This window comes from Paenibacillus sp. J31R122 (genome assembly GCF_056269185.1).
The window spans coordinates 13469-26793 of record NZ_JBWDNM010000013.1 but is presented as its reverse complement, the minus strand read 5'-3'; the positions used below and the strand labels follow the sequence as shown (position 1 = coordinate 26793).

Here is a 13325-nt window from a genome sequence, read left to right as displayed (position 1 = left end):
TTAACTGGCTTATTAGCCAGTGACATGAACCGAAATATTATGCTGTTCCATTTGAGCAGTAAGCTCAGTCGAGAGGGGGACATCAGTAATAACCCCGCTCAGCTCTGATAGTGACGCGATAGAAAATAAAGAAGCGCGGTCTGTCTTTGTATGATCGAATACAGCATAAGTAGCTTGCGATCGTTTAATGAGTGCTTTAGCAATTTGCGCCTCTTGTTCGGAGTAGGTTGTAATGCCACCTGTTGCAGAAATGCCATCGATACCGATGAACATTTTACCGATATGCAAATGCGCAACCATTCCTTCTCCTAACGGACCGCATAGCTCGAAGCTATTATGACGCATAATTCCGCCAGTAACTACTACTTGAATTTGGCTGCCCGCTAACTCCATTGCAATGTTAACCGCATTCGTTACGACCGTAATGCCTTTACGAGACTTCAATGTCTTTGCTATTAGAAAGTTGGTTGTACCGCCTGATAATCCGATTACATCCCCCTCGGCAATTAAAGAAGCTGCTAGCTCCGCTATATGCTCCTTCTCCAAAATGGACAGCCCTTCCTTCTCAGCAAAAGGCAAATCGCGTACCGTATGCATTCCGTCATACATCGCTCCGCCTATAGTTCGAATTACTGGAAAGTCCGCCTCCATCTGCTCAAGGTCTCTTCGCGCGGTCGCTTCCGAGCACCCAAATCGTTCTACCATTTCCGTAATCGTAACGCGTCCTCGCTGCTTCAACAGCTGCAGAACGGCATCACGTCGACGCTGTCCCTTGGACACGTTTAGATCGGCCATTATCAGCGCTCCACCCATGCTTTGGAAGACATCCGCTGCTCCACGATATTCCATTCCGGAAGTGCTTCCCAATCACCGCGCATTTGCACTACTAATGAGCCGTTAATGCTCGCTAACCGCACCGCTTCAACCGGAGACATTCCCTTCATAATACCAGCCAAGAAGCCGGCACAGAAGCCATCACCTGCACCAACCGTATCTACTACCTGCTCAGCTGGATAGAACGGTACGCTCGCTTCCTTGCCTTGTTCCAAGACAATCGTAGAATCGCCTTTTCCTTTTACGATACTAATAGCTTTAAGCTGCGCTAGTTGATCTTTGATATATTCGTAATCATTCGTATCGTAAAGGAGCTTCAGCTCGTCCCAGCCCGGCAAGAAATAATCCGCATCGGCAGCTAGCGGCAGCAACACTTCACGCGCTTGCTCGATGGACCACAGCTTAAGACGCAAATTTGGGTCAAAGCTGACAAGAACACCTGCATCCTTGGCAATATCAACAGCACGGCGCAGTGTTTTACGACAATCTTCACTTAGTGCAGCGGTGATACCGGTTACATGTAACAACTTCGCATTTTGTATATATTGCTCATCAAGCTGATCAGGCTGCATCCGACTTGCAGCCGAATGCTTTCTGAAATAATGTACAGCTAGTCTGCCCGCAACATGCTCTCGAAACATCATGCCCGTTGGAGCACTTGAATCAAGACGAGCTCGCGAAACATCAACACCTTCTCCGCGCAGCGTCTTCATAATGATTTTGCCGAACGGATCGTCACCAAGCGCTCCGAACCATCCAACAGAGGCTCCTAAACGAGCAAGTCCTATGGCAACATTACTTTCTGCTCCGCCAAAACCTTGCTCAAGCGTCGCTGCCCGTTCGATCGATTTATGTTCCTGAGGCATAAACAATGCCATTGATTCTCCAAACGTTACAATATGCGGTGATGATTCACGCATGCTGCAGTCCCCCTATACCGTTCTAAGCTCTTACATATCTTTTAAGATTGGAAATTTCATAAAGTAAACGATGACAATATAAAGCACAAGTACGATTAAGCTCAGTACACGCGCTTTATTGATATGCGCAGTAGCACTCTTGCCATCTTGAATGGACGATACGATAAGCTTGAGCGGCTTCGATACGATACCGCCTAGTGCCGCAATTCCAAGGAACAACAGCGTAATAATAATCATCCATGCAACTGAATATTCACCTTGAGACATCAAATATCCACCTGTTAATAGCTGTAGAACGAGGAAATACTGCGCGATTCGGTTTGCGGATAGCAACCCGTCAGCAAGCCCGCCTTGCCCAACTCCAGCAAGCTTGGAAGCTCGTCCGACCATTACTGGAAGTACGACATAAAATCCCATTCCCATTGCACCTAACAAGTGCAAAAATACCATTGCATTATACATTTTCAAACTCCTCCTGTTTGGCAAAGCATTATGAATCTCATACTTTATCCAAAATCATATCTTATATTTAGTTTATCAGAAATGAGATATATTTCAAATGACTACGCATTTTATTCGTTACAGCAGCCTTCTTTTTCTACACTCAATTCCAAATCGTTCCCCAAATATTCACACTTTGCTTTACATGTTTATCTACATTGTTTTAAAACCATATTTGCTCATAACGCCATGAATAGCAAAATAGGGGACCTCATCCGGCAACGCGTCTTTAATTGGCCTCAGTTTATCTGGCCCAAGCTCGCCAATAACTTGTACGATCTGCTGCTCATACTCAGCTGGGATAACCCGGCTCCAATCTAACACATGACCTTCATCGCTACTACGAATCAAGTGCCCTTCAACCGTAACTTTACTTAATCCACGATTCTTAGCGATATCCTCAGGCTCTTGGCCTGCTTGAAAAAGCTCCAACGTAATCAAATAACTCGGCTGCTCATCGCCTGGCGACACCCGCTTAGGTAAAGCAGTCGGCTGCCTCGGAACAGTCAGCCCCTTCTCTGCCGATCGTTCATCTCCGCCGAAGGAACGAATGATATCAATCAGTCCTTCACCGTATTTATCTGCTTTCGCCGCGCCAATCCCCTTGACTCCCAATAGCTGATCAATCGTTTGCGGCTGGGCGTTTGCGATCTCCCGAAGTGTCGCGTCAAAAAACAGCATAAATGGCGGTACACCTTCTGCTGCTGCTTTCTCCTTGCGCCATTGCTTAAGCGCTTCGAACATCGGGGAAGCTCCTCCTCCATCCTTGCTGGAGGATTGATTCACTGTAGCTCGTACCCGCTGCATAATCGCTTCTCGCCCTTCAAGCACAGGAAGGGCGCTCGCAGTTAGCGATACGACTGGATATTGCCCCTCACTTAGTCTTAAATAGCCTTCAGCAACTAACCAGTATAACCAATCAGCGATTTCTTTCTCCGGCAGATGGCGCATCAATCCATACGTGGATAAACGATCAAGTCCAAATTCAAGGAGACGCTTATCACGGGATCCTTTTAACACCTTTGCAGCCATAGTAACGCCGAAGCGCCCTTTCATTCGACCAACACAGGAAAGTGCCATCTTAGCTTCATCTGTACGATTAACCGGCTCACTCTTATCCAGACAGCTGCTGCATTTTCCGCAAGCCTCAACACCTGTCTCTCCGAAATAATCAACGATAAACTGCTGCAAGCAGCGCTGAGTCCGACTAAAATTCATCATCGTATGAAGCTTGGAAAGCTGGATCGATTTTCGATCGCTATCTCCCGTTCCTTGTTCAATTAAAAAGCGCTGAACCTGCATATCCGCTGGCTCGAACAACAGGATGCATTCACTTTCCTCACCATCTCGACCAGCACGGCCAGCTTCTTGGTAGTAGGATTCAATATCGCTAGTCATTTGCCAATGAAGCACGTAACGAACGTTTGGTTTATCAATTCCCATACCGAAGGCGTTCGTTGCAACCATGACGCGAATATCGTCAAAACGGAATTTTTCTTGCGTTTCAGCACGCTCGATATCCGTCAAGCCCCCGTGGTATTTGCCAGCTTGAATGCCGCTGTGCGTAAGCTGCTCATATACATTTTCGACTTCTTTTCTCGTAGCGGCATAAATAATGCCCGATTGCTCTTTGCGTTCACCTATAAAGCGCGCAAGAAATTTCTTCTTATCTACACCAGTAACGACAGAAAGCGAAAGATTAGGTCTAGCAAAGCCCGTTACAAATACACTTGGATTTCGGAGCTTTAACATATCAGCAATATCATTAGCTACCTCATTAGTCGCGGTAGCAGTGAAGCCTGCGACGAGAGGTCGATTCGACATTCGACCGATCCAGCCTGCGAGCTGTCGATAGCTGGGACGGAAATCATGACCCCACTGGGAAACACAGTGTGCTTCGTCAATAGCAATAAGCGGTATTGTCAACTGCTCTGACAACGACTGAAACATAGGCGCATCAAGACGCTCAGGCGCAACATAAAGCAGCTTGTATTCGCCTTGCATGGCACTTCGCATGATCTCGCGATACTCCGCCGCGCCAAGCGAGCTATTCAGGTATGCGGCTGACACACCAACACGTCGCAGCGCATCCACCTGATCCTTCATTAGCGATATTAATGGGGATATTACAAGTGTTGTACCTGGCAGCAGCATTGCCGGAATTTGATAACAGACGGATTTTCCGCCGCCCGTAGGCAATATAGCCAGCGTATCACGACCGTTTAATATGCCAGATATAATATCCTCTTGCCCCTTGCGAAATGAATCATAGCCATATATTCGTTTCAGAGCTTGTCTAGCCTGTTCTATCAACCTGCATCCCTCCTAAAAATTCATGCGAAACAAATAAACAAGAGGACCCTGGCAGTATTCTGTCAGGGTCCTCCCAAACGCATCTTCTTTATATAATGCAAGGTCTATAGTTTACTTAACCCGCTGTTACAATTTTAATAACATTGCGAACGGAGTGAGCCGATTTATCAAGTGCAGCTTTCTCTTCAGCAGTAAGATCCAGTTCAATAATCTTCTCAATACCGCTGCCGCCAATGATTGTAGGTACGCCCATGAACAGATTGTCATAGCCATATTCGCCTTCAAGCAATGCGATAACAGGAATGATACGTTTTTTGTCCTTCAAAATTGCTTCTGTCATTTGTACAAGCGATGCTGCAGGAGCATAATATGCGCTGCCGTTTCCAAGCAGGTTAACGATTTCGCCGCCGCCAACGCGCGCGCGTTGAACAATTGCTTCAATACGATCTGCTGGGATCAGCTTCTCAATTGGAATACCGCCAACATTCGAATATCGAACGAGTGGTACCATATCGTCGCCATGTCCGCCAAGTACAAAGCCGCGAACATCTTCAACCGATACATTAAGCTCTTGAGCAATAAATGTACAGTAACGAGCTGTATCAAGTACGCCGGATTGACCAATAACACGGTTTTTAGGGAAACCTAGAGTTTCGAATGCCGCGTAAGTCATAGCATCAACTGGGTTGCTAAGAATGATAACGATCGAGTTAGGGCTAGTCGCTTTTACGTTTTCACATACGGACTTTACGATTCCCGCGTTTGTGTTAACAAGGTCATCACGGCTCATGCCTGGTTTACGAGCAATACCAGCAGTGATAATTACAACATCAGAATCTTTTGTATCATCATAGTTAGATGTACCGATGATGTTAGCATCTACGCCAAGTACTGGCGTTGCTTCCAGCATGTCAAGAGCTTTACCCTTTGTTGGGTTTTCCAGAGGCGCGATGTCAACAAGAACGATATCACCCAATTCTTTTTGTGCAAGCATTAATGCAGTAGTAGCACCTGTGAAACCAGCACCTACAACTGTGATTTTATTACGCTTAATAGCCATCTTGTATAAATCCTCCTTAGCCTTGCTTATTTTTTAAGGGGAGACCCCTTTGACCCCCGATTTACAGCCTAAGTAACTTTAAAGCGTAGCCCCTTAAGGGCGTTTCGAACCCTCCTAAGTCCTCCCTTCCAAGGGAGGATTCCGAGGCGCTACGCCCTCTGGACACCCGCCAATTGGAAGAACGAAGAAGTTACACAGACGGGCCTGTGTAACTTTCCTGTAGGAGTCGCTTTCGTCCCTTCGGGACACGCTTTACGTTGGTGGTTAGGCGGTGGAATTGTCCCTGCGTGACACCATTCCATGCAGTGCTACGGAATTGTCCCTGCGGGACGCCATTCCGTGTAGTGCAGAGGAATTGTCCCTGCGGGACGCCATTCCGTGTAGTGCGGAGGAATGGTCCCTGCGGGACGCTATTCCGTGTAGTGCAGAGGAATGGTCCCTGGAGGGACGACATTCCTGTGCAGTGCGATGGAATTTGTCCCTAAAGGGACACCATTCCTCAGGGACATTAGACCACCTTTTTGTAATCGGTTCGGGCTAGGTGCTCCCTTTTGAAAGATTTATCAAGATGCCAGACTACATATTTTTGATGATTTCGTCTGCGAAGGCAGAGCATTTTACTTCTGTTGCGCCTTCCATTAGGCGTGCAAAGTCATATGTTACTGTTTTGTTATTGATGGATTTTTCCATACCTTTATAGATAAGGTCAGCCGCTTCTTGCCAGCCTAGATGCTCAAGCATCATAACGCCGGATAGAATTACGGAACCTGGATTTACTACGTCAAGGTCAGCATATTTAGGAGCTGTTCCGTGAGTTGCTTCGAAGATAGCATGTCCAGTTAGGTAGTTGATGTTTGCTCCTGGAGCAATACCGATACCGCCAACTTGTGCTGCAAGAGCATCGGACAGGTAGTCACCGTTCAGGTTCAATGTTGCGATAACATCAAAGTCAGTAGGACGAGTCAATACTTGTTGCAATGCGATATCCGCAATAGCATCTTTAACGATCAACTTGCCAGCTGCTTCAGCGTCTTTTTGAGCTTTGTTTGCTGCGTCTGTACCTTGAGCTTCTTTGATACGATCGTACTCGCCCCATGTAAAGGTTTCGTTAGCGAATTCTTGCTCAGCCACTTCGTAGCCCCAGTTTTTGAACGCGCCTTCTGTATATTTCATGATATTGCCTTTGTGTACAAGTGTAACTGATTTTTTGCCGTGTTTGATTGCATATTCAATTGCTGCGCGAACCAAACGCTTAGAGCCTTCTTTGGAAACTGGCTTAATACCGATACCTGAAGTTTCAGGGAAGCGGATTTTGTTAGCGCCCATTTCGTTTTGAAGGAATTCGATTACCTTTTTCACTTCTGCAGAACCTTCTTGGTACTCGATGCCTGCATAGATATCTTCTGTGTTTTCACGGAAAATGACCATATCTACTAGTTCAGGACGTTTAACTGGTGAAGGAACGCCAGTGAAATAACGAACAGGACGTAGGCAAGTATAAAGATCAAGCTCTTGACGAAGAGCAACGTTCAAAGAACGAATACCGCCGCCGATTGGTGTAGTCAATGGTCCTTTAATAGCAACGATATACTCGCGAATTGCTGTAAGCGTATCTGCTGGCAGCCACTCTCCGTATTCATTGAAAGCTTTCTCACCGGCAAATACTTCGTACCAAGCGATTTTCTTCTCGCCGTTGTAAGCTTTTTCTACAGCTGCATCAAGAGCGCGTTTGGAAGCTTTCCAAATGTCACGGCCTGTGCCGTCACCTTCGATGAAAGGTACGATCGGATTGTTAGGTACTTGAAGAACACCATTGTCGATAGTAATTTTTTCGCCTTCTGTTGGAAGTGCAAATTTTTCAAACTGAGCCATTATATAATTCCTCCTAAAAATTTTATGTGCAAAATGTACTTTATAATACTTTATAAGTATACACCTATACTTTTCGTAAGCAAAACTTACATTATAAGTGTCAGTAACTATTTATTTTTAAAATATGCCAGCTATTATTAGCGTTGGTCGATCGGAACGTATTTCACATTAACCGGACCAACATAGTCAGCACGCGGGCGGATCAAGCGATTGTTTTGATATTGCTCAAGAATATGCGCGCTCCAACCGGATAGACGGCTAATAGCGAAGATAGGCGTAAACAAATCGCGTGGAATTTCAAGCGTCGTGTATACAGATGCGGAATAGAAGTCAACGTTTGGCTTCAAGCCCTTTTGACCCGTAACCATTTCTTCGATTTTAATTGACATTTCATAAAGCTCCATGTTTCCAGTCAGCTTACCAAGCTCACGGGACATTTTTTGCAAATGCTTTGCGCGCGGATCACCGTTTTTGTAAACGCGGTGTCCAAAGCCCATAATTTTTTCCTTGTTCGCAAGCGCGTTGTTGATAAAGCTTTCAACATTAGCTGTTGAACCGATTTCTTCAAGCATAACCATAACGGCTTCGTTCGCACCGCCGTGCAATGGACCCTTCAAAGCGCCAATCGCAGAGGTTACACCAGAATAAATGTCTGACAAAGTAGCAACCGTAACACGAGCTGCGAACGTCGAAGCGTTCAACTCATGATCCGCATGCAGAACTAGAGCTTGATCAAGCGCCTTAACTGCAACTTCAGCAGGTTCATTTCCAGTAAGCATGTATAAGAAGTTGTAAGCAATCGACACGCCTTGTTTAGGAGCTACAGGCTCCTTGCCTTCACGAATACGCGCGAAAGCGGCAATGATTGTCGGCAATTGCGCTTGCAATTTGATTGCTTTCAATTGATTCGATTCTGGAGACATATCGTTTGCAGAGCTGTCATACAAAGCAAGACTGGAAACAGCCGTGCGAAGTGCAGCCATCGAGTTTGTACCTTGAGGATAAAGCTTTATTTGATCAAGAACTCCCGTTGGTACTGCCGCATACTGATCCAGTTGCTTTTGCAGACCATCAAGTTCAGAACGATTAGGTAGTTTACCATACCAAAGCAGGTAGGCAACCTCTTCAAAAGTAGCATTTTCGGCAAGTACATCAATATCGATACCGCGATACGTCAATACGCCATCAATAATCGAGCTGATGGAGGACGCCGCTGCGACAATTCCTTCAAGGCCTTTAGTTGCTGTCATCGTTTTCTCTCCTTTAAGCTGGTGAATTTTACAATAAAAAAGATTCGTTTTGTGCCATGCTTTCTAATCATAAATGATTTTGACAGAAATGTGTACAAAATCGGACATAAAATTGCTTTATCGGCATCATTAATTATTTTTCTCTTTGATTTATCTCCTTACCGCAATGCTTGCTCCAGCAGCATTTTTCCCTATTCACGCCCATTTTAGACCACTTCTGAAAACTATTTTTATTGGAGTGAATATAGTGGTAAAATGTCCAAAGAAGATACATTAACTCTAAATTTGCCGGATCGGAGGCGCTACATGACTGGACAACGCATCGGAATAATAGACATTGGCTCCAACTCCGTCAGACTCGTTGTTTACGAACGGACGTCAAATGGCGCTCACCGCGTTGCAGACAGCAGCAAAAGTTCTGCTAGGCTAAGCGAGCGAGTTGACGATGAAGGTAAACTATCTAACGAAGCGATTGATGAACTTATAGAGACGTTGCTACACTTCACACTAATCTGCGCTCATAATTATACAGAACAAATTCGTGCGGTTGCAACTGCAGCCATTCGCAATGCTAACAATCGAACTGAGATATTGAATCGAATAGAAGCAGCTACCGGGCTTGTCATAGAACTATTGTCCGGAGAAGAAGAAGCTTCTTACGGCTTTCTCGGCATGATTAACTCTCTTAACATTCGCGACGGCTACCTCATCGATATTGGTGGCGGCAGCACCGAGCTCTCGTTGTTCCGCAATCGTTCGCTTATCCACACAATTTCACTCCCTTTCGGGTGCGTAAGCTTTAACAAACGCTTCGGGACGAAAGGAATGCTTAGTGACGAGGAGCTTAGGACGTTAGAAGCGCTGGTATTGGATGCTATTCGTCATGAAGCTTGGATTGGCACTACGCCTGGTCTTCCGCTTGTCGGCGTCGGAGGTACGGTCAGAGGCCTCGGAAAAATGCATCAAGCTATACACAAATATCCTTTCCCGCAAACCCATAATTATCCGATCACCGGCGAACAAGCTGATGAGCTCTTCGAGCAAATACGCAAGCTTCCAATTGACAAAAGGCGTAAGCTTCCGGGCTTGTCCAAAGATCGTGCCGATGTCGTGGTTCCCGGTGTAGCGATACTCCGTGTATTGTTCCGCGCGACCAAAGCTACGCATTACCGTATTTGCGGAGCTGGTTTGCGCGATGGTCTATTCCATGCAACTAGATTCGCTAATCATCCGAAGCTCGACAATGCTCTTACCTACAGCTTGAACAACTTGATTGCGTTGCATCCGGAATCGCCGAGAGCGCATGTCATGCAAGTGAATCGATTGGCGCTTGAGCTCTATGATGCATTAAATTACGTTTACACATTAGATTCTCATTCCCGAACATTATTGGATACTGCTTCGCAGCTTTTCCGAATCGGAGCATCCATTGACTATTACGAATACGCCAGACATTCCTTTTATCTAATCATTAACTCACAATTGAACGGATTGACGCATCGAGAAATCATTATGACAGCTGCAATTGCTTCCTTCAAAAGTAAAAGCCGTGTACGCAATCAAGTTTCACCATACAGAGAGCTGCTGAACGATTTCGATCTTGACACCATTTACAAGCTTGGCATCTTACTGCAGTTGTCTGCTGCTCTAGATCGTACCGAAACGCAAGCCATTGGCCAGATTAACATTCAAGCATTAGGGACACAGCTGCTGCTGTGCCCACTACATCCTAAAAGCTCGCTTGCTGTTGAACGCCGGGAAGTCGAGGAGCTTAGTTCGGAATTTAAAAAGCTCTGGGGAACCGTTCCAACGCTAGATCTTCCTGCTAACCCAGACCCTTCCATGATTCAATAGCTCTCGCTTCAAATTGACTTCGGAATGATTTACTATCACTGACCACATGCTCATATATACCGCTCGATTTTAGCTCTCTAGCTTTTACATTGTCTTTAATATTAAGCTTAAGCATTTTGATCAGTATTTGGCGTAAATTAACGTCAAATACTGGACAAATTAGCTCAATGCGCCTTGTTAAATTACGTGTCATCCAATCCGCGCTGGACAAATAAACTTCCTCTTCCCCGCCATTACAGAAATACATAATTCTCGAATGCTCCAAGAAACGGTCAACGATGCTAATCACTTGTATATTATCGCTTAGTCCTGCTACACCTGGTCTTAGGCAGCATACTCCGCGTACAATTAAAACAATTTTCACACCCGCTTGCGATGCTTCATAAAGCTTGTCAATCATGTCTTGATTCGATAATGAGTTCATCTTCGCGATAATACTAGCAGGCTTGCCGGCCAATGCGTTCACTCGCTCGCGATCAATGAGACGATGCAGCTTTTCTTTTAGATCCGATGGCGCAACACCAAACGCTTTCCATTCATAAGGCGAGGAATAACCTGTCACTTCATTAAATAATGCAGAGGCATCTGCCCCGATAATCGGATGAGACGTAAATAATCCAATATCCGTGTATAATGTGGCTGTGCTGTCATTATAATTGCCAGTGCCTACGTGTACGTAACGACGCAGTGTCCGCTGCTCACGACGTACGACCAGCAATATTTTGGCATGTGTTTTCAACCCTACTAAGCCATAGACAACATGACAGCCAGCTTTCTCAAGCTGTCGCGCCCACGCAATATTCCGTTCCTCGTCAAACCTCGCCTTCAGCTCGACTACGACAGTGACTTGCTTCCCTGCCTCTGCCGCCTTAGCAAGTGCTTGAACGAGCGCAGATTGCCCACTGACGCGATACAGTGTCATTTTTATTGCCAACACATCCGGATCATATGCGGCTTGCATCACAAAATCATTGACCGCATCAAATGATTCATACGGATGGTACATCAATACATCACGCTGACGGATGACCTCAAACATATCGTCTGTATCATCAAACTCACGCGGGTAGACCGGGTCCATCTTCTCATAACGGAGATTATCGTAGCCCGGCAATGAATTTACAAACTTCATTAAAAAGCTCAAATCGAGTGGACCGTCAATTTCAAACAAATTGTCTTCAATCTCGAGCTCTTCCCTGAGCATTTCGAGCGCATAAGGATGAATACCCTTAGCAACCTCGAGACGAACAGGAATGCCCCAGCGGCGACGTCGAAGTTCCTTTTCAATTTCCTCGAGCAGATCCTCCGCATCCTCTTCATTCAACATCAAATCCGCATCGCGCGTCAGTCGGAAGGGGTTAACTGAAAACGGAATATATCCGTTGAACAGCGTGTCAATAAACTTTTCAATCAAATCCTCCAGCAGTACAAACTCCGTTTTTTTACTATTCGTCCTACCTTGTACAGGAACAAAACGCGATAGTATCGAAGGAACTTGTACAATTGCAAAAAACGGCTCTTCCTCCTCGAGATCGCCTTCACGCCTTAACAGTACCGCCAAATACAGCTCCTTCGTATGTACGAGCGGGAAGGGTCTGCTCTGATCGACGGCCATAGGAGTCAGGACAGGAAATACGATTTCGTGAAAATATTCGGATACCGCTTTCGTTTGCGTTGCGTTCAGCTCATCAATAGAACGAATGAAAATGCCTTCACGGCTTAAGCTACGAAATACTTCCCTATATGTACGATATTGATCATTTACCATTTGTGTCGCGCGTTTGATAAGCCTTTTCCAAAGACCGGACGGGGTATATCCAGTAAAATCAGTTTTGGTAAATCCGGCTCTCATTTGAATTTGCATACCGGCTACCCTTACACTCATAAACTCATCCAGATTGCTTGTTACAATCGCCAAAAACTTGGCGCGCTCAAGCAGCGGATTATTGATATCCTGCGCTTCTTGAAGCACTCTGCGATTAAACTCAATCCAGCTTAAATCCCTATTTACATAGTGAGACAAATGCTTGTTCATTTACACGCCTCCTGAAAGGTTTACGACGAAATGAGCATTTGCTTTGGTTTCCTAGCAATTATGCTCGTTAAATACGCCCCTATACGTTCCTATTATGAAGCATGACTATTATAGCAATGTTAACCTTTTGTAAACATGACGTAAAGATTAGAATCTTCCGATTTTAAAATTACCGCTTTTCATTCGTTTCTCGAGCCATTGCAGTAAAATTTGACGATAAAACAGTCGAGTCACCGGAATCAACAGCGTAATCCCTACAATATCAGATAAGAAACCAGGTATTAGGAGCAGAATACCGCCTGCAAGTACACATAAGCCATCCAACAGCATTCGACCAGGTATTTGTCCAAGCTGCATTTGACGCTGTGCTTCCATCCATACCTTGCGTCCTTCCGCTTGGGCTAAAAACGCACCTACAAACCCGGTAATGATCAATATAAAAAAGGTTGTCCAGCCGCCTAACCAAGCGCCGACCTGCAGTATTCCCCAAAGCTCCACAAAAGGTATCAAAATTAATACAGCAAGCAACCATCTGTTCATTGTTTTATCCTCCTAAAAAGTTTTGCGAAGCAAAACTTACTTCGTAAGCATAGGCTTGGTTTTGCGAAGCAAAACTTACTTCGTAAGCATAGACTTGGTTTTGCGAAGCAAAACTTACTTCGTAAGCATAGACTTGGTTTTGCGTA

At 45.3% G+C, this 13325-nt stretch carries 10 protein-coding genes; 1 reads left to right on the top strand and 9 read right to left on the bottom strand.

Annotation, left to right across the window (positions count from 1 at the left end; all coding sequences use genetic code 11):
- Positions 1-12: 12 nt before the first annotated feature.
- From AC0YN7_RS20460 to citZ, 7 genes are all read right to left on the bottom strand, one after another.
- The gene (locus AC0YN7_RS20460; RefSeq protein ID WP_475812075.1) at positions 13-795 is read right to left on the bottom strand and encodes a DeoR/GlpR family DNA-binding transcription regulator; all 783 of its coding nucleotides are present in this window, start codon (positions 793-795) and stop codon (positions 13-15) included.
- Positions 796-797: 2 nt separating this feature from the next.
- The gene (locus tag AC0YN7_RS20455) at positions 798-1754 is read right to left on the bottom strand and encodes a sugar kinase (protein ID WP_475811886.1); all 957 of its coding nucleotides are present in this window, start codon (positions 1752-1754) and stop codon (positions 798-800) included.
- A 30-nt stretch (positions 1755-1784) separates the two neighbouring features.
- A complete protein-coding gene (locus AC0YN7_RS20450; RefSeq protein WP_475811885.1) occupies positions 1785-2216 on the bottom strand; it encodes a hypothetical protein in 432 nt (143 codons plus the stop codon).
- A 192-nt stretch (positions 2217-2408) separates the two neighbouring features.
- Entirely contained in the window at positions 2409-4568 is a 2160-nt protein-coding gene (recQ, locus tag AC0YN7_RS20445; protein WP_475811884.1) for a DNA helicase RecQ, read from the bottom strand.
- A 115-nt stretch (positions 4569-4683) separates the two neighbouring features.
- On the bottom strand, positions 4684-5628 hold the full coding sequence (mdh, locus tag AC0YN7_RS20440) for a malate dehydrogenase (protein WP_475811883.1): 945 nt from the start codon (positions 5626-5628) through the stop codon (positions 4684-4686).
- A 576-nt stretch (positions 5629-6204) separates the two neighbouring features.
- Positions 6205-7500, bottom strand: coding sequence for an NADP-dependent isocitrate dehydrogenase (gene icd / locus AC0YN7_RS20435; protein ID WP_475811882.1), 1296 nt, complete (start codon positions 7498-7500; stop codon positions 6205-6207).
- A gap of 137 nt (positions 7501-7637) precedes the next feature.
- Positions 7638-8750 (bottom strand): citrate synthase, encoded by a 1113-nt coding sequence (gene citZ / locus AC0YN7_RS20430; protein WP_475811881.1) that lies wholly within the window; start codon positions 8748-8750, stop codon positions 7638-7640.
- A 306-nt stretch (positions 8751-9056) separates the two neighbouring features.
- Here citZ and AC0YN7_RS20425 point away from each other — a divergent pair, with 306 nt between their 5' ends.
- Complete coding sequence (locus tag AC0YN7_RS20425) at positions 9057-10604, top strand: Ppx/GppA phosphatase family protein (RefSeq protein ID WP_475811880.1); 1548 nt, start codon at positions 9057-9059, stop codon at positions 10602-10604.
- Here AC0YN7_RS20425 and ppk1 read toward each other — a convergent pair.
- Together ppk1 and AC0YN7_RS20415 are read right to left on the bottom strand one after the other, a co-directional pair.
- On the bottom strand, positions 10576-12639 hold the full coding sequence (ppk1, locus tag AC0YN7_RS20420; RefSeq protein WP_475811879.1) for a polyphosphate kinase 1: 2064 nt from the start codon (positions 12637-12639) through the stop codon (positions 10576-10578). The genes AC0YN7_RS20425 and ppk1 overlap by 29 nt on opposite strands.
- Positions 12640-12786: 147 nt before the next feature.
- Complete coding sequence (locus tag AC0YN7_RS20415) at positions 12787-13179, bottom strand: FxsA family protein (RefSeq protein WP_475811878.1); 393 nt, start codon at positions 13177-13179, stop codon at positions 12787-12789.
- Between the last annotated feature and the right edge of the window lie 146 nt (positions 13180-13325).